The 18,244-nt window shown below is 67.5% G+C and carries 22 protein-coding genes and 1 riboswitch; of the genes, 7 read left to right on the top strand and 15 right to left on the bottom strand.

The genetic code is table 11. The annotated features are described in order from the left end of the window. Positions 1–13: 13 nt before the first annotated feature. The 10 genes from ABZ195_RS14880 to thiC form a co-directional block, all read right to left on the bottom strand. A complete protein-coding gene (locus ABZ195_RS14880; protein ID WP_355218905.1) occupies positions 14–1,501 on the bottom strand; it encodes an NAD(P)/FAD-dependent oxidoreductase in 1,488 nt (495 codons plus the stop codon). A 124-nt stretch (positions 1,502–1,625) separates the two neighbouring features. Then, positions 1,626–1,856, bottom strand: a complete 231-nt coding sequence (locus tag ABZ195_RS14875; RefSeq protein WP_355218904.1) for a hypothetical protein — start codon at positions 1,854–1,856, stop codon at positions 1,626–1,628. A gap of 17 nt (positions 1,857–1,873) precedes the next feature. Continuing rightward, the gene (locus tag ABZ195_RS14870) at positions 1,874–2,146 is read right to left on the bottom strand and encodes a hypothetical protein (protein ID WP_355218902.1); all 273 of its coding nucleotides are present in this window, start codon (positions 2,144–2,146) and stop codon (positions 1,874–1,876) included. Positions 2,147–2,155: 9 nt separating this feature from the next. Then, complete coding sequence (locus ABZ195_RS14865; RefSeq protein WP_355218900.1) at positions 2,156–2,824, bottom strand: hypothetical protein; 669 nt, start codon at positions 2,822–2,824, stop codon at positions 2,156–2,158. Between the two features lie 220 nt (positions 2,825–3,044). Continuing rightward, entirely contained in the window at positions 3,045–3,596 is a 552-nt protein-coding gene (locus ABZ195_RS14860; RefSeq protein ID WP_355218899.1) for a hypothetical protein, read from the bottom strand. Positions 3,597–3,622: 26 nt separating this feature from the next. Then, complete coding sequence (locus tag ABZ195_RS14855) at positions 3,623–3,949, bottom strand: hypothetical protein (protein WP_355218898.1); 327 nt, start codon at positions 3,947–3,949, stop codon at positions 3,623–3,625. Positions 3,950–4,047: 98 nt separating this feature from the next. Next, a complete protein-coding gene (locus tag ABZ195_RS14850; RefSeq protein ID WP_355218896.1) occupies positions 4,048–4,662 on the bottom strand; it encodes a septum formation family protein in 615 nt (204 codons plus the stop codon). Further along, on the bottom strand, positions 4,662–5,297 hold the full coding sequence (locus tag ABZ195_RS14845; RefSeq protein ID WP_355218894.1) for an alpha/beta family hydrolase: 636 nt from the start codon (positions 5,295–5,297) through the stop codon (positions 4,662–4,664). The genes ABZ195_RS14850 and ABZ195_RS14845 overlap by 1 nt, the downstream gene beginning before the upstream one ends. Continuing rightward, a complete protein-coding gene (thiD, locus tag ABZ195_RS14840) occupies positions 5,287–6,132 on the bottom strand; it encodes a bifunctional hydroxymethylpyrimidine kinase/phosphomethylpyrimidine kinase (protein WP_355218893.1) in 846 nt (281 codons plus the stop codon). The genes ABZ195_RS14845 and thiD overlap by 11 nt, the downstream gene beginning before the upstream one ends. Then, positions 6,129–7,730, bottom strand: a complete 1,602-nt coding sequence (thiC, locus tag ABZ195_RS14835) for a phosphomethylpyrimidine synthase ThiC (protein WP_355218891.1) — start codon at positions 7,728–7,730, stop codon at positions 6,129–6,131. The genes thiD and thiC overlap by 4 nt, the downstream gene beginning before the upstream one ends. Then, positions 7,722–7,833, bottom strand: a riboswitch (TPP riboswitch). Its footprint overlaps the gene before it by 9 nt. A gap of 142 nt (positions 7,834–7,975) precedes the next feature. On the opposite strand from thiC, the gene ABZ195_RS14830 reads away from it, so the two are divergent. Beyond that, on the top strand, positions 7,976–9,727 hold the full coding sequence (locus tag ABZ195_RS14830) for an MFS transporter (protein WP_355218889.1): 1,752 nt from the start codon (positions 7,976–7,978) through the stop codon (positions 9,725–9,727). 2 nt (positions 9,728–9,729) lie between these two features. On the opposite strand, the gene ABZ195_RS14825 is transcribed toward ABZ195_RS14830, so the two are convergent. Then, positions 9,730–9,963 carry a hypothetical protein gene (locus tag ABZ195_RS14825; protein ID WP_355218887.1) on the bottom strand — a complete coding sequence of 78 codons (234 nt, stop codon included), beginning with the start codon at positions 9,961–9,963 and terminating at the stop codon, positions 9,730–9,732. A gap of 254 nt (positions 9,964–10,217) precedes the next feature. Between ABZ195_RS14825 and ABZ195_RS14820 the strand changes: the two genes are divergently transcribed. After that, positions 10,218–10,961, top strand: coding sequence for a YoaK family protein (locus ABZ195_RS14820; protein WP_355218885.1), 744 nt, complete (start codon positions 10,218–10,220; stop codon positions 10,959–10,961). Here the strand turns inward: ABZ195_RS14820 and ABZ195_RS14815 are convergent. Genes ABZ195_RS14815 through ABZ195_RS14805 form a run of 3 tightly spaced genes read right to left on the bottom strand, consistent with a single transcriptional unit; the run spans position 10,958 to position 13,252 of the window. Next, positions 10,958–11,752: an exodeoxyribonuclease III gene (locus ABZ195_RS14815; protein ID WP_355218883.1), complete on the bottom strand. Its 795-nt coding sequence runs from the start codon at positions 11,750–11,752 to the stop codon at positions 10,958–10,960. The genes ABZ195_RS14820 and ABZ195_RS14815 overlap by 4 nt on opposite strands. A gap of 4 nt (positions 11,753–11,756) precedes the next feature. Continuing rightward, complete coding sequence (locus tag ABZ195_RS14810; protein WP_355218881.1) at positions 11,757–12,659, bottom strand: GNAT family N-acetyltransferase; 903 nt, start codon at positions 12,657–12,659, stop codon at positions 11,757–11,759. After that, positions 12,659–13,252 carry a peptide deformylase gene (locus tag ABZ195_RS14805; RefSeq protein ID WP_355218879.1) on the bottom strand — a complete coding sequence of 198 codons (594 nt, stop codon included), beginning with the start codon at positions 13,250–13,252 and terminating at the stop codon, positions 12,659–12,661. The genes ABZ195_RS14810 and ABZ195_RS14805 overlap by 1 nt, the downstream gene beginning before the upstream one ends. A 135-nt stretch (positions 13,253–13,387) precedes the next feature. Between ABZ195_RS14805 and ABZ195_RS14800 the strand changes: the two genes are divergently transcribed. The 5 genes from ABZ195_RS14800 to ABZ195_RS14780 are packed head-to-tail and all read left to right on the top strand — an operon-like array spanning position 13,388 to position 16,736. Then, a complete protein-coding gene (locus ABZ195_RS14800; protein WP_355218878.1) occupies positions 13,388–13,705 on the top strand; it encodes a DUF3263 domain-containing protein in 318 nt (105 codons plus the stop codon). A gap of 52 nt (positions 13,706–13,757) precedes the next feature. After that, positions 13,758–14,225: a LytR C-terminal domain-containing protein gene (locus ABZ195_RS14795; protein ID WP_355218876.1), complete on the top strand. Its 468-nt coding sequence runs from the start codon at positions 13,758–13,760 to the stop codon at positions 14,223–14,225. 10 nt (positions 14,226–14,235) lie between these two features. Beyond that, on the top strand, positions 14,236–14,943 hold the full coding sequence (locus ABZ195_RS14790) for a superoxide dismutase family protein (RefSeq protein ID WP_355218875.1): 708 nt from the start codon (positions 14,236–14,238) through the stop codon (positions 14,941–14,943). Then, complete coding sequence (locus ABZ195_RS14785; RefSeq protein ID WP_355218874.1) at positions 14,924–16,075, top strand: glutamate--cysteine ligase; 1,152 nt, start codon at positions 14,924–14,926, stop codon at positions 16,073–16,075. The genes ABZ195_RS14790 and ABZ195_RS14785 overlap by 20 nt, the downstream gene beginning before the upstream one ends. A 25-nt stretch (positions 16,076–16,100) precedes the next feature. Then, on the top strand, positions 16,101–16,736 hold the full coding sequence (locus tag ABZ195_RS14780; RefSeq protein ID WP_355218872.1) for an LON peptidase substrate-binding domain-containing protein: 636 nt from the start codon (positions 16,101–16,103) through the stop codon (positions 16,734–16,736). A gap of 31 nt (positions 16,737–16,767) precedes the next feature. Here ABZ195_RS14780 and ABZ195_RS14775 read toward each other — a convergent pair whose 3' ends face one another. Next, positions 16,768–18,222 (bottom strand): DUF222 domain-containing protein, encoded by a 1,455-nt coding sequence (locus ABZ195_RS14775; protein WP_355218870.1) that lies wholly within the window; start codon positions 18,220–18,222, stop codon positions 16,768–16,770. Positions 18,223–18,244: the final 22 nt, after the last annotated feature.

Raw genomic sequence — 18,244 nt, 5'->3', positions numbered from 1 at the left:
GAGGATCCTCTCGTCAGGCGATCTGGTAGTCGGTCAACGGAAATTCCGACGCTTCCTTGATGGCCGCCTCGGTCGAGGACGGCCGCAGCAACGTGGGTTCACCCGCGGGGTTGAAGTAGTACGAGTGGGCACTGCCGCAGTTGCCGTTGGTGAACAGCGAGTCGCCGAGCAACTCGGTCATCCGGTCCAGGAACGCGGCATTGGCCTGCTCGGTCACCTCGAAGGTGGTGGCCCCACGCCGTTTGACCTCCGAGAGCAGCCGGTCCATCAGCTGCATCTGGTACTCCATCGTGTTGAAGAAGTTCAGACCGAGGAACGCATACGGACTCGCCAGGCTCAGGTAGTTCGGGAAGTAGGGCATCGAGACGCCCTGATAGGCCTGAAACCTGGTGTCGCGCCACCACTTTCCCAGATCGCGACCGTCACGGCCGATCACTTCGATGGCCGGGAAGTTGGCCTCCCACAGGTCGAAACCGGTGGCCAGCACCAAGGTGTCGACGACGTTCTTGGTGCCGTCCTTGCCCACGATGCCGTCGGCGACGATGTGGTCGATGCCGACGTCCTGAAGATGCACGTGGGGTTTGGTGAACGCGCGGTAGTAGCCGTTGGAGAACGTCGGGCGCTTGCAGCCGAAGTCGTAGTCGGGCGTCAGGCGACGCCGCAGCTCCGGATCGCGGATCACCGCGAAGCGATGCATCCGGGACAGGTCCGCGGCCGAGATGTTGAACCGGCCGCGGAACGTGCGGTAGTGCCGCACGCCGACCGACACCATCACCTCGTAGATCGACGAGGTCAGCCACCGCAGCAGACGCTGGGTCGCCGGGACTCGGGCGAACAACCGCTTCGCCCGCTCGCCGAACCGCACGTCGACCTTGGGCACCACCCAGATCGGGGTGCGCTGGTACACGGTCAGGTCGGCAGCCCGCTTGGCGAGTTCGGGAATCAGCTGCACGGCGGTCGCGCCGGTGCCGATCACCGCGATGCGGCGGCCCGCGGGGTCGAAGTCGTCCTCCCACTGCGTGGTGTGGACGACCTTGCCCGCGAAGTCGGCGATGCCGGGGATGTCGGGCACCGCGGGCTGGGACAGGAAGCCCGTCGCGGTGATGAGGTAGCGGGCCGTGATCGTCGCGCCGCCGGCCAGCGCGATGCGCCAGAGGCTGGCGTCCTCGTCCCAGCGAGCACCCTCGACGGCGGTGTTGAACCGCATGTACCTGCGGACGTCGTACTTGTCGGCGACGTCGTCGGCGTACTGCTTGATCTCCGGGCCCGGGGTGAACAGCCGAGACCAGTTCGGGTTGGGCTCGAAGAAGTACGAGTAGGTGGTGGTGGGGACGTCGACGGCCAGACCCGGGTAGTGGTTGACGTACCAGGTGCCGCCGAGGTCGTCCTCGCGGTCCAAGATGACGAAGTCGTCGACGCCGTTGCGCTTGAGTGCGATGGCCGCGCCGATTCCGGCGAATCCCGCGCCGACGATGACCGCGTCGTGATGTTCCCCAGTCATGGCAAGACGGTACCTCAGGTAGCGGGGCGGCTGACCCAGCGAGAGGGACGTTGCAGAGCTGGGACACACGAGCAGACGAGGACTGCGACTGGTTCAAGGCGTGGGGCCACCCGAAGGGGGTGGATCACTGCAGGGCGGCTGCCACCAGTACATAGACGTAGAACGCCACGTAGTAGCAGAGCCAGCCCAAGCTTGCGGCGGCGAACCCAACCGCCAGGGAGCGCGTACGCGGGCTGATTTGGAGCAGGAGCGCGATCACTCCCGGGATGATCCACGCCAAGAACAGCAGAACATACATCCCGGGATAGGCGACGGCGGAGATCGCTCCCAGGAACAGCCCCAGCAGCTGTTGCACGGGGACACGCTGATCGCTCACCACAACGCGAACCAGCCAAGTACCGGTAGCCCGATCAATGCACCGATGCTGACTGCCAGGCCAATTCGCCGGGCGCTGGTGCTGCGCGGCATGCGAAACAGCAGCAAACCGGCGATGGCAACCACGAGCGATACGGCAACAGTCGTCAGGGTGGCGTAGGGGGGTGGCGCAGATTCCGACAACGACGTCATGATCGGCAGACCTGCCCAGAAGGCCCCGCCAAACGCTGCACCCGCATAGATACTCACCAGCCAGTCTCTATGCGTCATTCCGGCAGCCTACTTTCGGGGGAGGACGATTGGGTCTGTGACGGGGATGGTCGGCGCGCTCCCCACGGGGCCGAGGTCTGTCGTGCCCAGAGGCGATATGACCAAGGGCGGCATGCCTCCGGCTGCGACCGGGCCGCGCGGAATGTCCGGTATACCGGCTGGCTCGCTCATCCCAGGAACAGTGGGGAACACATTGTTGAACTCGTAGGGCAATTGCAGATCGCCGATACCGCGTTCGGGAAACGTAAGAAGCGCTGGGTTGTCAACAAGTGGTGGCCTTTCCTGTAGCGCGGCCGTCGCCGCGCCGTCGGGGTCGTAGTGGTTGACTTCCCAAGCCGGGTAGTAGCCCGTTGTTCCCCCGACGCGAACGCCCCCGTCCGCGGTGGGCTCGTAGAAGAGATCGCCGTTCACGCTCGCGCCCACCAATTTCGTATTTTCACCAAGTACCGGGGTGAACGGGTCAGCGGCGTTGAATTTGACATGGACCTTTCCATTGCTTTCCTGCGCAACGCTGATATCAGGATGTCCAGTCATCACCGCGCCGTCGTCGAGTCTGATCGATGGATTCTGCCGCGCTACGACGATGCCATTTTCGTAGTCGATGAGAAACGTGACCCGCGACGTGTCAGGAAGCGCCTCAGGATCAAAACCCCGATCGTCGCCGGCATTGGTCAGCACGCCTGCGGGCGCAGTCTTCGTGTCAGTGAAAGCGTTAGTCTGAACGACGCCAGCGCCCGGTACCTTCCGGATTCTCCCGACCACGATGTTCGGAGCATGCCCACGAGTTAGCGGACCATAACTGTGCGCATCGAGTGCCGCAGCAGTACGCCAATCTGACGGGCTAGTTGGCTGTCGCCCGAACATCGCCTGAAATGCATTGCGCTGGTTGTGTTCACGCTCAGGGCCCCCCCAGATGCTCCGCAGGCCACGGATCGCGCACCGGCGGCGTACCTCCCGTCCCATAAGCGATGACACGCGCCAAATCCGAATCCACTGCCTCACCGGCCGTCAGTATCGTGCTGATCTCGCCGCGAAGACGCGCCACTTTCTGGGCCGTCTTGGCAATTGCATCGTCGGTCATGTAACTGGTATCGGGTGGGATTACAGAGTTGGTACTCATGTCGATGTCCATGACCGGCTCGCCGCCGACGGAGGCATGTGCATCGGACGTGAGTTCGTCGATCATCTGTGCGACTCGCAACGCTTCTTGGTGCGCCTGATTGGCACCAAGTGCGAGCGCGAGCGCTTCTAGACCGGATTCCTCGAATTTGGTCGCGGACCGCTTCATAGCGTCGCGGGCAGCATCGCCGGCACTGCCCTCCCACGAGGAATTGTCGATGATGGATTGAACGTTGGCGGCAGCTTCGCGACTGGTCTTCGCTCGCTGGGTCGCGGCGTCAGCGACTGATTTGATCTCAGGTGGCCACATGCGCAGCTCCGCCAATGTCATTGCCATACGCAGAGTGCTCTAAAGGTCTATTTTGCGCGAAGCACCCGTGTTGCTCCAGACGGCGGCAATGTGCGTGCTGCTGTCCGAATCAGTGGTCGTGTACCTAGCGACTGCAGCACGATGACCCTCGCGTGGCGAGCGAGTTCGGCTTGGTGCTCAGCTGTCTCAAGCTCCCACTGAGCAACTCGCTCCGCCAACGCTGCGGCTGACAATGATGCGCCGAAGCCGGGAACGGCCGATGCGATGTTGGCGTGAGCGACGGCATGGCCGTGGCCCAAGTCTGCAGCATGCATGTCCAGTCGCTCCGCGGCCATCCTGAGCTCATCGGTATTGACATGCAGTTTCTTGCCCATCGTCTGACACCTCCATCCTGGACTACATTACGTCCGAAATTTGGGATGACCCCGCACCAACTCTGCGTGCGTGAGGTGGTCCGTCGCCCGCCGGCCCGTCAGCCCTTCAGGGATCCGGTGCGCTTGTCCTCGGTGGTGGCGATGCAGACGATGGCCCGGTCGCCCTGGCCCCACGTCTCGGCGGTGGGATAGAGGACGAACACCCCGACCGAGGAGTCCTGCATCGCGTCGGGGGAGTAGGACTCCAGCTCGGCGGGGCACTTGTTCTGCCACTCGCTGATCGTGGCCTCGCCGGGGTAGGCGCCGTCGGGCATGGTCAGCACCGCATACGCCTCACCGGCGTGCGGCTGGCTGCAGTCGGTCTTGGGCACCATCTGGACCAACGCGGCGTCGGGGATCTCGGTGAGGCAGTCGCCCGCGGCCAGGTCGGTCGCGATGACCTTGTCCTTGGTCGCGATCACGAAGAACACCGCCGCACCCACCAGGCATGCGACGAGGACGAACGCGCCCACCGACAACCCGATGATCAGGCCCTTGCGCGACTTCTTCGGCGGCGGAGCCGGGTACGGGTAACCCGCCGGCGGCTGACCGTACTGTCCCGGCTGGCCGTAGGGGCCCTGCTGATACGGCAGGGGCGGTGGTGGGGGCGGGTACTGAGCCCCGGGCTGCTGGTACGCGGGCGGCTGATTCGGGTCTCCCGACGGCCAGGTCATCACCGGAAGATAGCAGGGTCCGGGCCGCAATACCGGAGTGCCGCGTCGACGGCCAGGGCGGGCACGTCGAGTGTCTTGGAGCCGAGGTCGTGACGGGCGCCGGTCACCTCCACGAGCTCGGTGGGGCCGACGACCAGGGCCGCCGCCGACCGCAATTCGTCGACGGTGCCGAAGGGATCGGAGGTGCCGTGGGTGAAGACCGTCGGCACCGTGATGCGGGGAAGGTGTTCGGTGCGTGCACGTTCGGGCTTGCCCGGCGGATGCAACGGATAGGAGAACAGCGTGAGGACGTCGACCGCGAGGCCGTCGGCGACCGCCATGGACGTCATCCGGCCGCCGTAGGAATGACCGCCGGCGAGCACCGGGCCCGTCGTCAGCGACCGGGCCAGGGCGACCGCCTCGACGATGCCGGCCTGATCGGCGGTGGCCGAACCCGACGGCGGACCCTTGGGCCGGCGCCTGCGGTAGGGCAGGTCGTAACGCACCGCGAGCCAGCCGCGACGGGCCCACTCGTCGCACAGCTTCACCAGCATCGGTGACTCGCGGTTGCCGCCCGCCCCGTGGGTCAGCAGGACGATTCCGGTCGCGTCGCCGGCGGGCGCGTGCGCCGCGCCCGCAACGGCGTCAAACTCCATCGGCCAGCCGGAACAGCGGTGACACCGGACCGTGCCCGGCCCCCAACGGATATGCGCCGCACAGACATTCGGTGACCCACTCCTTGGCGAAGGCGACCGCCTCGGGCATCGAGAGGCCGTGGGCCAGTGCCGACGCCGTCGCCGACGCCAGCGTGTCCCCGGCACCGTGGTCGTGGACGGTGTCGATGCGCTCGGCGACGAACTCGTGGAACTCGGTGCCGTCGAACAGAAGGTCGGTGCTGCGCGACGACGAGCGCAGATGACCGCCCTTGACCAGCGACCATGCCGGGCCCATCGCGTGCAGGGCTCGGGCGGCGTCGCGCTGGGTGGCCCCGTCGACGACGTCGATGCCGGTGATCAGGCTGACCTCGTCGAGATTCGGGGTGACCAGCGCGGCCAGTGGGAAGAGCTGCTCGCGCATCGTCTCCAGCGCCATGGGGTGCAGCAGCGGGTCGCCGTGCATGGAGGCGCAGACCGGATCCACCACCAGCGGTGGCGCCAGGCCCTCGGCGGTCAGGTCGCGCCACGTGCCCGCGATGGCGTCGATGATCTCCGAGGACGCGAGCATGCCCGTCTTCGCGGCCTGGATGCCGACGTCCTCGGCGACGGCCCGGATCTGCCCGGCCACCACGTCGACCGGGATTTCGTGAAAGGCCCTGACGCCCAACGAGTTCTGCACGGTCACCGCGGCCACGGACACGCAGCCGTGCACGCCGAGGAGGGCGAAGGTCCGCACGTCGGACTGGATGCCCGCGCCGCCCCCGGAGTCGGAGCCGGCGATGGTCATCACACGCAGCGGTGTCTGACCCGGTGGGGCGAGCGGCAGGTAGTTCACGTGGTCAATGGTAGGTAGACGCGGTTCCCGCCCGCGGCGAACTCCCGGGACTTCTCGGCCATGCCATCTTCAGCCAGGTCCTTCTGATAGGCGTCGCGCACGTCGTGGCTGATGCGCATGGAGCAGAACTTGGGCCCGCACATGGAACAGAAGTGTGCGGTCTTGGCCGGTGCGGCGGGCATCGTCTCGTCGTGGAACTCCCGGGCGGTGTCCGGATCCAGCGACAGGGCGAACTGGTCCTGCCAGCGAAACTCGAAGCGCGCCTTGGACAGAGCGTCGTCACGCTGCTGCGCCCGGGGGTGGCCCTTGGCGAGATCGGCCGCGTGCGCGGCGATTCGGTAGGCGATGACGCCGTCCTTGACGTCCTCGCGGCCGGGCAGCCCGAGGTGCTCCTTGGGGGTGACGTAGCAGAGCATCGCCGTCCCGGCCTGCGCGATGATCGCCGCGCCGATCGCGGAGGTGATGTGGTCGTAGGCGGGCGCGATGTCGGTGGTGAGCGGGCCGAGGGTGTAGAACGGCGCTTCCTCGCACAGTTCTTCCTCGAGCCGGACGTTCTCGACGATCTTCTGCATCGGCACGTGGCCCGGGCCCTCGATCATCACCTGCACGCCGCGCGCCTTGGCGATCCTGGTCAGCTCCCCGAGAGTTCTGAGTTCCGCGAACTGCGCCTCGTCGTTGGCGTCGGCGATGGACCCTGGCCGCAGCCCGTCACCGAGGGAGAAGGTGACGTCGTAGCGGGCGAGGATGTCGCACAACTCGGCGAAGTGGGTGAAGAGGAACGACTCGGTGTGCCGGGCGAGCATCCACGCCGCCATGATCGACCCGCCGCGGCTGACGATGCCCGTCACGCGGTTCACCGTGAGCGGGATGTGGCGCAGCAGCACGCCGGCGTGCACGGTCATGTAGTCCACGCCCTGCTCGCACTGCTCGACGATGGTGTCGCGGTAGATCTCCCAGGTCAGGGCGGTCGGCTCGCCGTTCACCTTCTCCAGCGCCTGATACAGGGGCACCGTGCCCACCGGCACCGGGGAGTTGCGCAGAATCCATTCGCGGGTCGCGTGGATGTCGCGGCCGGTGGACAGATCCATGATGGTGTCGGCGCCCCAGCGGGTGGCCCAGACCATCTTCTCGACCTCCTCGGCGATGGACGACGTCACCGCGGAGTTGCCGATGTTGGCGTTGACCTTGACCCCGAACGCCTTGCCGATGATCATCGGCTCGCTCTCGGGATGGTTGTGGTTGGCCGGGATCACCGCGCGGCCCGCGGCCACCTCGTCACGAACCAGCTCGGCCCCGACGCCCTCGCGCTCGGCGATGAACGCCATCTCGGCGGTGATCTCGCCGGCGCGGGCGCGCTGCAACTGCGTGCCGCGGTCCCGCCTGATTCCCGGTCGCGCCGGCAGCCCGGCGGTGAGGTCGATCTCCGCGGTCGGGTCGGTGTACGGACCGGACGTGTCGTACAGGTCGAGGTGTTCGCCGTTGGTCAGATGCACCCGGCGCAGCGGCACCCGGCCGCCGTCGGGGAGTTCCCGGTAGACCTTCGTGCTCCCGGTGATGGGCCCGGTGGTGACGGAGACGGGGTTGGGCACAGCAGTCATCTCATAGCTCCCTACGCCGGCATTACCCGGTCAGGTTCATACGGTCGACGGCGCGCTAGCCGTCCTCTCAGCGCACTTGGCGTGCACTCCCGCGCGGACGAGGTCGAAGGTACCCCAGGATTCGGCGTCCGCGCGAGGGGGCCGAGGGAATAGGAATTGCCACGAGATAATTTGTATAGCTAACATATGCGTTTTGGGCAGCGCAGCCCCGCATGCTCCGATTGCCGAGACGTGAAGCGAAGCCGATGACGACCGAGATCGAGATGACGAAGACCGACGAAGCCCTCACCGACACCGCCACCCGCCGGCGGCGGATGGATCACGATCACCCGCACTACAAGTGGGTCGTGTTGTCCAACACCACGCTTGGGACGCTGCTGGCCACCATCAACGCCTCCATCGTGCTGATCTCACTGCCGGCGATCTTCCGCGGCATCGGGCTCAACCCGCTGGCCCCCGGCAACGTCAGCTACCTGCTGTGGATGCTGATGGGCTACCTGGTGGTGACGGCCGTGCTGGTGGTCCCGTTCGGACGCCTCGGCGACATGCTCGGCCGGGTGCGGATCTACAACTGGGGCTTCGTTGTGTTCACCGTCGCCGCGGTCGCGCTGTCGTTCGACCCGTTCCACCTTGGCGGCGGTGCACTCTGGCTGATCGGCTGGCGAGTGGTGCAGGGCGTCGGCGGCGCGATGCTGATGGCGTCGTCGTCGGCGATCCTCACCGACGCCTTCCCCGCCAATCAGCGAGGCATGGCCCTGGGGGTCAACATGGTCTCGGCCGTCGCCGGCTCGTTCCTGGGCCTGCTGATCGGTGGGTTCCTCTCCGAGTGGCACTGGAAGGCCATCTTCTGGGTCGGCGTGCCGATCGGCATCGCCGGCACGATCTGGAGCGTGCGATCGCTGCGCGAACTGGGCTCCCGCACGCCGGGCAAGTTGGACTGGCCCGGCGCGATCACCTTCGGTCTCGGGCTGACGGTGCTGCTGGCCGGCATCACCTACGGCATTCAGCCCTACGGCGACGCGACGACCGGCTGGACCAATCCAATGGTGCTGGGCGCCATCGGCATTGGCCTGCTGCTGTTGGTGGCGTTCTGTGTCATCGAACTGCAGGTCGAGTCGCCCATGGTCGACGTCCGGCTGTTCAAGTCGGCGTCGTTCGGGATGGGAAACCTCGCCGGGCTGATGTCGTCCATGGGTCGCGGCGGGCTGCAGTTCATGCTCATCATCTGGCTGCAGGGCATCTGGCTTCCGTTGCACGGCTACAGCTTCGAGTCGACGCCCCTGTGGGCGGGAATCTACCTGCTGCCCATCACCGTCGGCTTCCTGATCGCCGGGCCCGTCGCGGGATCCCTGTCCGACCGCTTCGGCGCGCGGCCCTTCACCGTCGGCGGCATGCTGCTGATGGCGGCCACCTTCATTGCGCTGGTGCTGATTCCCGTCAACTTCGACTACTGGATGTTCGCGCTCCTGGTGTTCCTCAACGGCCTTGGGGGCGGCATCTTCACCGCCCCCAACACCGCGGCCATCATGTCGAGCGTGCCCGCCGCCCAGCGCGGCGCGGCCTCCGGTGTGCGGGCGACCTTCTTCAACGCCGGGTCGTCACTGTCGATCGGTGTCTTCTTCTCCCTGATGATCGTCGGCCTGGCCCACAGCCTTCCGTCTGCGATGAGCAGCGGCCTTCAGGCTCAAGGGGTTTCGCCGTCGATCGCCAATGACGTGGCCAACCTGCCACCGGTGGGCAGCCTCTTCGCGGCGTTCCTGGGCTACAACCCGATGGGTGAATTGCTCGGGCCCTCGGGCGCGTTGACCCAACCTGGCGTCAACGCCGACCTGCTGACGGGCAAGACGTTCTTCCCGCAACTGATCACCGAGCCCTTCCACTCCGGGCTCACCGTGGTGTTCATCGCCGCCGCGGTGATGATGCTCCTCGGTGCGGCGGCGTCGCTGTTCAACCCGGGGCGCTACGGCACCGAAGCCGGCGCCGACAACGCCGCCTGAGGTCAGCCCAGCGGCGGCAGATTGCCCCACGGTCCGTAGGGCCCGTTCTGCGCACCTGGCCCCGGCTGGACGTTGGGGGCGGTTCCGCCGTCGACGCCCTGCGGTCCCAGGCAGCGCGAGGTCGACACCGCGACGTCGCACGGGTCGTCGGCCAGGGCGACGGGTGCGCCGGCCACTCCGAGGGCGATGCCCGCGGCGGCGAGTACGGGTGTGACGGCGATCATGCTGAACGACATGTCTTCTCCTTCTTCGGTGTCGAGGTGATGCGCGTTCTCGCGCTCAGCTCCTGACTACCCGGGCCCGGAATGCCGAGAAACGCCGCGAAAGACGTTCATGGAGAACGCATATCTGCAGCCAGCCTCAGATGGTCGCGGGCATATATGCGTTCGCCATGAAGGCTGGTTCGCGTGCGGCGGCGGGTCGACCTGCCCGGTATCGATGGAAGTGATCGTCTCTGCCCGACACCCATCACAGCGCGAAGGACACGTTCATGCCGGACAAGGGATATCCCGCCGATGCCACGACCAGGAACCGATTCGCGGTCGCCCTCGCCGCGATCGCAGGAACGGCCGATGTCATCGGCTTCATGGAGTACTCGCAGCTCTTCCTGTCGTTCATGAGCGGCAACACCACCCGCCTCGGTGAGGCCGCCAGTTCAGCCGAGTGGGTGATGGTCGCACGGTTCGGCGGGGTGATCGCCGTCTTCTGCTTCGGCGCCTTCCTCGGCACCCTGTTCGCGGCCTGGTCCGGACGGTGGCGCCTGGTCACCTTGCTCGGCATCCAGACCACCCTGTTGGCCCTCGGCGCCTTCCTGCCGGTGGCCTCCGACGCGATCCCGTGGCACGTCTATCCGATCGTCCTGGCCCTGGGCCTACAGAACGCGACGCTGCAGGACGAGGCGGGCCGGAGCATGGCGCTGACCTACGTCACCGGCACCATCGTCCGATTCGGCGCGGGTCTGGCCAACCTGCTGCTTCACAAGCCCGCGCCCTCCTTCTGGATCCAGGGTCCGCTGTGGGCTGGGCTGGCCTCCGGGGCGGTGCTCGGCGGAGTCCTGCAACGACTGTTCGGTCAGACGGCGTTCCTGGTGCCGGCGGCAATGCTGGCGGCGTTGGGGATCTGGGCGCTGATCAGACTTCTCAAGGAGCCCTCGAGCCCGCTGGTCACCAGTGAGTACGCCCCCCAACCCGACGCCCATCCGTCGGCGCCCCCGGCGGTCCTGCTGCGACGCTAGGAGACGTCGACCCAGACCGGGGCGTGGTCACTCGGTGCCGGGGTGCCCTTCTTGCCCGGCTTGCGCTCGTCGCGCGCGATCTCGGCGTGGGTGACGCGCGACGCCAAACCTGGTGAGCCGAGGATGAAGTCGATGCGCATGCCTTGACGCTTGGGGAATCGCAGCTGGGTGTAGTCCCAGTAGGTGAAGTTCTCCGGCGGCGGTGCGAACGGCCGGACCACGTCGGCGAACTGAGTCTCGATGGCGCGGAACGCCGCCCGCTCCGGTTCGGTGACGTGGGTGCTGCCCTTGAAGACCTCGACGTCCCACACGTCGTCGTCGGTGGGGGCGATGTTCCAGTCACCCACCAGGGCGATCGGCGCATCCGGCTCGGCAGCCAGCCAGCCGGATGCGCTGTTGCGAAGGGCCGCAAGCCATTCCAGCTTGTAGGCGTAGTGCGGATCGTCGACGGTCCGGCCGTTGGGCACGTAGAGACTCCAGACCCGAACCCCACCGCACGTCGCCCCGATCGCCCTGGCCTCGTCGGCGTCGTTGAAGGCGGGCTGACCGTCGAAGCCGAGCGTGACGTCGGAGATCCCGACGCGGGAGGCGATCGCGACGCCGTTCCACTGGTTGTGCCCGACATGGGCCACCTCGTATCCCAGTGCGGCGAACGGCATCGTCGGAAACTGCGCGTCGGTGCACTTGGTCTCCTGCATGGCCAGCACGTCGACGTCGGCGCGCTCCAGCCAACCGGTGACCCGGTCGATGCGGGAGCGGATGGAGTTGACGTTCCAGGTGGCCAGTCGCACGCGGTTACCCTAGCGACACGTAGCGGCAGCGGTGGTGCTCGGCGAATCCCATGGCGAGGTAGAGCGTCTTCGCGGGTGCGTTGTCGGCGAGAACCTGCACGTAGGCGCGTGTCGCGCCCTGGTCGGCGCCCCACCCCAGCAGCGCCTCGCCCAGTGCTCGGGCCAGCCCACGCCGTCGCGCGTGCTCGGCCACGTGGACCGCCGACAGGCCGGCCCACCGGGTGCCGTCGGGGGCCACGGTGACCGCCACGCGGCCCACCGCCGCGTCACCCAGATGCCCGAACCCCACGACACCGTCGACGGCGGCGGTGAGGACGTCAGTCGGCACTCGCCGCGGGTGCAGGCGCAACCAGTCCTCGTCGGGCCGGGACGTGACGTTCAGCGCCGTATCGATGGCGCCGTCGGTCAATTGCCTTGTCATCACTACGTTCTCGCCGTCGGTCGGCACACCGGGCGCTATGCGGTAGAGCCGGTCCGGTACGGCGAGCAGCGCAGGCAGCCCGCGTGCGGCGTACCACTCGGCGATCTGGTCGGCATGCTCGCCGGGGGTGGGCAGCAGTGGCACCGCCGAATTCGCCCGTCGGGTGCTGCCGCGGCCCGCCCGCAGCAGCCAGCCTCCGATCCACTCCTGCTCGACCCCCGGCCACCCCAGCGCCGCGGCGTGTTCGAGGTTGCGAATGTCGCGGTTGCGCACCGGCGCGGCCGACAACGGCCGCAGCGACACCACGTCGGCGACCGAGACGCTCACCACGTCGCCGAGTTTGGTCTCGACGCAGAGCGTCGGCCCGGTCTCGACCAGGTGCCCGACGACGTCGCTCATCGGCGGCACCGATCCCGCGGGCAGCCGGTAACGCAGGCTGACCCGGGTGCCGACCTCGGGAAGCTGGACGCCGGCGCCGTCGGCCATCAGTGCCCGAACGGGTCGGGATCCTCGCCGGGGGTCCACGTCAGCCCCGGCACGCCCCAGCCGTTCGACTTCACGGTCCGCTTCGCCGCGCGGGCGTGCCGACCGATCAACTTGTCGATGTAGAGGAAGCCGTCGAGGTGACCCGTCTCGTGCTGCAGCATCCGGGCGAACAGGCCGTTGCCCTCCAGGGTGATGGGGGTGCCGTCGGCGTCGAGTCCGGTCACCCGCGCCCAGCTGGCCCGGCCGGCCGGGAAGGACTCGCCCGGCACCGACAGGCAACCCTCGTCGTCATTGTCGGGATCCGGCATGGTCTCGGGCACCTCGGAGGTCTCGAGCACCGGGTTGACGATCACGCCACGGCGGCGCGAGCTCATCCCGCGCTCGTCGGCGCAGTCGTAGACGAACACCCGCTGGGCGACGCCGATCTGGTTGGCGGCCAACCCGACACCGTTGGCGGCGTCCATGGTGTCGTACAGATCTTGGATGAGATCGGCCAGCTCCGTGGGCAGCGAACCGTCGTCGCCGACGGGTATCGGATTGGTCGCGGTGTGCAGGACGGGATCTCCCACGATGCGGATGGGTACGACGGCCATGCGGAGAAGATTAGTGGGCGACCTCTTGGCTGCCGACTCGCGGGCGACGGTCACGGCTCGACACGTTCGGTCATGGTTGAATGTGGGCCGTCACCACCGGAATGTCATCAGTGTTTGGAAGGGTCCACAGAGCAAATGGACGGCGCCATTGCGCGGACTGGCAAGTCCGGGGACTCCGAGGACGACACCGCGCTCGCCGACGGTCTCACCCGCCGCGAACACGACATCCTTGCGTTCGAACGGCAGTGGTGGAAGTACGCGGGATCCAAGGAAGACGCCATCAAGGAGCTCTTCTCCATGTCGGCGACGCGTTACTACCAGGTGCTCAACGCCCTGGTCGACCGTCCCGAGGCCCTCGCGGCCGACCCCATGCTGGTGAAGCGGCTCCGACGCCTGCGGGCCAGCCGCCAGAAGGCACGCGCCGCGCGTCGCCTCGGCTTCGACGTGACGTGATCGGTACCTAGGGGTTTTCTCCCCACGGCACCGGCTGGATACAGTGAGTGCGATGAATCAACGAGACTCCTCCGGGTTGCCGCTGCGCGCCATGGTCATGGTGCTGCTGTTCCTCGGTGTCGTCTTTTTGTTGGTCGGGTTCCAGGCCATCGGCTCCGGTAACGACGACGACTCCGGTTCGGCCAGTGCCACCACCAGCGCGACCTCGGCCGCGCCGTCGACGTCGGAGACCTCCGCGCCGGCCGCCGCGAAGCCCGACGTGCGGGTGTTCAACACCTCCGAGGTCGCCGGACTCGCGGACCAGACCGCGACCCGGCTGCGTGACGCCGAGTGGAACGTCACCGAGACCGGGAACCTGACCCTCGAGGGTTTGAACGGGACCACCGTGTTCTTCGGCGAGACGCCCGGTGAGAAGGAAGCCGCCGACGAGATCGGCGCATTGCTCGGTGCGGCCGTCGAACCCAGGACACCCGCAGTTGCAGAGCAACCGCCCGGCGTGATCGTGGCGGTCACCGGTTAGGCTTTCCGGCATGTCGATCCCTGCCCCGCTTCGCCTTCTCGCCGCCGCGGCACTCGTCGTCCCGATCGCGGCCGCATGCTCCCCCTACGAGCCGGTCGCCACGCAGCCTGGCACCACTCCGCCGGTGTGGACGGGTTCGCCGCCGCCGTCGGCCGCCGGTGAGGCGGGCGGGAGCGCCGAGGGCGCCACGACCAAGACCGGCGAGACGCTCACCGCCGACATCAAGACACCCGACGGCACGTCGGTGGCATCCGCCGAGTTCGTGTTCTCGGGCGGGTTCGCCACGATCACCGTGAAGACCACCGCGTCGGGTCAGCTGACCCCGGGCTTCCACGGCATGCACATCCATTCGGTGGGCAAGTGCGAGCCGGCCTCGGTCGCGCCGACGGGCGGAGCGCCCGGCGACTTCAACTCCGCTGGCGGTCACTTCCAGGTGGGTGGCCACTCCGGGCACCCGGCCAGCGGCGACCTCTCCTCGCTGCAGGTCCGCGCCGACGGCTCGGCGATGTCGGTGACCACCACCGACGCCTTCACCGCGGCGGATCTGGAGGCCGGCACCAAGACGGCCATCATCATCCACGAGAAGGCCGACAACTTCGCCAACATCCCGCCGGAGCGCTACCAGCAGGTCAACGGCACCCCGGGCCCCGACGAGACGACGATGGCCACCGGCGACGCCGGTAAGCGGGTGGCGTGCGGTGTCATATCCCCCGAGTGATTCCTCGGCCGTCCCGCGGCCGCAACGGATCGACTTCAAGGGATCGGCGCGGCCGACCATCGGGGTCGAGTGGGAGTTCGCGCTCGTCGACCCCGTCACCCGGGAGCTGAGCAACGAGGCTGCCGCGGTGATCGCCGAGATCGGCGAAAGTCCGCACGTACACAAGGAATTGCTGCGCAACACCGTCGAGGTCGTCACCGGAATCTGTGACAACTCGGGTGAGGCGATGGACGATCTCCGGGCCACGCTGGCGCCGGCCCGCCGCATCGTGCGCGACCGCGGGATGGAGTTGTTCTGTGCGGGCACCCATCCGTTCGCGAAGTGGTCTGCCGAGCAGCTGACCGACGCGCCGCGCTACGCCGAACTGATCAAGCGCACCCAGTGGTGGGGCAGGCAGATGCTGATCTGGGGTGTGCACGTTCACGTCGGGGTGTCGTCGGCGCACAAGGTGATGCCGATCATCACCTCGTTGCTCAACCAGTACCCGCACCTGCTGGCCCTGTCGGCGTCGTCGCCCTACTGGGACGGTGGGGACACCGGGTATGCCAGCAACCGGGCCATGATGTTCCAGCAGTTGCCCACCGCGGGCCTGCCCTTCCACTTTCAGGAGTGGTCGCAGTTCGAGCAGTTCGTCCATGATCAGAAGAAGACCGGCATCATCGACCACATGAACGAAATCCGTTGGGACATACGGCCTTCGCCTCATCTGGGCACAATCGAGGTGCGGGTCTTCGACGGCATCTCCAACATCGACGAGCTCGGCGCGTTGGTGGCGCTGACGCACTGTCTGATCGTCGACCTGGACCGTCGGCTCGACGCGGGGGAACACCTGCCGACCATGCCGCCGTGGCACGTGCAGGAGAACAAGTGGCGCGCGGCGAGGTACGGCCTCGACGCAGTGATCATCCTCGACGAGGACAGCAACGAGCGACTGGTCACCGAAGACCTCGACGACCTGCTGAACAAGCTGGAGCCGGTCGCCAAGTCGCTGGGTTGCGCCGACGACCTGGCGCGGGTCTCGAGCATCTATCAGGCCGGTGCGTCCTATCAGCGGCAGCGTCGAGTCGCCGAGGACAACGACGGCGACTTGCGAGCCGTCGTCGACGCGTTGGTCGCCGAGTTGGTTCTGTAGGTCGACAGACGGGTACGTCTTAGCCATGACCATCAGGCCGATGTTCCCGCTGGAATCCGTGCGGCTGCCGGGTGAGGATCTGCCGCTGCGCATCTTCGAACCCCGCTACGGCGCGCTGGTGCGCGAATGTCTCAGTGGTGACCGGGAGTTCGGCGTCGTCCTCATCGCGGCCGGGCGCGAGGTCGGTGGCGAGGACGCCCGATGTGACGTCGGTTCGATGGCGCACATCGTGGAATACCAGGAGCTCGGCGAGGGTCACTACATCCTCGAATGCGAGATGCGAGACCGAATTCGGGTGACGGCCTGGCTGGAGGACGACCCGTACCCGCGCGCCGACGTCGAGCCGTGGCCCGACGAGCCGGGTGCGACCGTCACCGGGGATGACATCGCCGTCGTGGAGGACCGTCTGATCGAGATCTTCGAACGGGTCGCCGCAGCGCAGGAGACGACACTGCCGTCGCGGCTGCAGCTGCTCGGCGAGCCGGAGCCGGGCGACGACGCTGGAAAGCGGCTCTACGCGTTGTCCGCTCGCGTGCCGATGGGCCAGGCCGACCGGTACGCGGTGCTCGAGGCACCCTCGGCGGCCGCGCGGCTGGACGCGCTGCGCGACGCCGTCGAGACCGTGGCCGCGATGGTGGAGTTCCAGCTCGCCGACGAATAGCGCTCGGCGGCCCGGACGCACCGCCGCGTGTTCACGCGACCTGATCAGCTGGCGGCGCGGGTCCGCCGGGTTCGGCCGGATCGTCACTGTGCCGCAGTGAATTTGGCTCGTCCTCGGGATGCAGCAGTCGCTCGGGCTGGTGGTGGTAGTTGACCCGAGCCTGTCCGGTGTCCAGCCGAGGTGGCGGTGCCCATTCGACGTCGCCGCTGGAATTGATCGTGGTGGTCCAGCCGTCCGCGGCGCCGACCAGCCGATTGTCCGGCCCGCACGCCAGTGCGAGATCGTCGACGTTGGTGAGCCCGCCCGCGGCCCAGTCACGCCGGGCGTGGTGGATTTGCGAACCGTAGGCCCCTACCGTGCAGCCCGGCTTGGTGCACCCGCCGTCTCGGGCGATCAGCATGATCCGCTGCGCGGCCGACGCCACCCGTCGAGTCCGGAACAGATCCAGCGCCGACCCGGTGGCGCGGTCGAACACCGCGAGGTAGTGGTTGGCATGGCCGGCGAGACGGACGACGTCGCGGATCGGCATGATCGTTCCACCGCCGGTGACACCGACACCGGCTCGAGATTCCAGGTCTTGCAGCGTGGTTCGAATGATCACCGACACCGGCAGCCCGTTGAGCTGGCCGAGTCGTCCGCTCATCAAGGCCATGCGGCCCACGACGAGCATCGCGTCGTGACGGCGCTGGGCGAGGCTGCGGTGGTCGTCGTCGATCTGCTGCTGAGACGGCGTGCCCGACGTGCAGGGCTCGTCGTCGGCGGGATTGCACATGCCCGGTGCGGCGTACTTCGCAAATATCGACTCCCAGACTGACCATGCCTCCGGGGTGAGCTCCCCGATGATCGGCGTCATCGCGTCGTGGCGCTGCTTGCCCTTCGAAATCCCGCGCTTGCGGCCGCGCTCCGTGTCGTCGGGTGCGGGACCGTCCTGATCGAGCAGGAACAACGTCAGATCGGCGGCGTCCTTCAACTCCTTCGGGCCGACTCGCGTCGCCGTGCGGACCAGGTCCACTTCGATCTGCCGGCGCGTGTGCGGGTCGACGAAGCCCGGCATGCGCGCCATCGCCTTGCGGATCACCTCGACGTGCTCGCCGTTGAGCATTCCCAGCGCCTGCCCCTTCGCGGTCGCGGGGAGCTCCGGCTCGAGCGGTTCGCCCGATAGAGCCCCCCGCGGTGCCAGCAGTTCGGCGTCGGTCAGTCGACGGCCGGCCTCAGCGCTCGAGATGCGCCAGCGGATCATCAGCACGTCCCGCCAGGACTTGGCGCCGAGTTCCTTCGCCGTCGTCTCCAGCTGAAGCCGGGCCAGCAGTCGCTGCGATTGGGTGGGCAGCTGGCAGGTCAGCGTCTCGACTTCGTCGAGGGTCTCCAAGAGTTCCTGGCGAGTGAGCAGGTCGACGCCGCAGGCTGCCAGCGCGTCATGCGCGTCGCGCAGCGCCGCCAACGCCTCTCGCACTGCCGCTGCTCCGGACATGGTTCGAACATACATTCGACCACCGACAGGTCGTCGA

The sequence above is a fragment of the Mycobacterium sp. NPDC006124 genome, assembly GCF_040614235.1.
Taxonomy (GTDB): Bacteria; Actinomycetota; Actinomycetes; order Mycobacteriales; family Mycobacteriaceae; genus Mycobacterium.
Note: the sequence above shows the minus strand (reverse complement) of the source record. Positions and strands in the feature narration are given on the sequence as shown.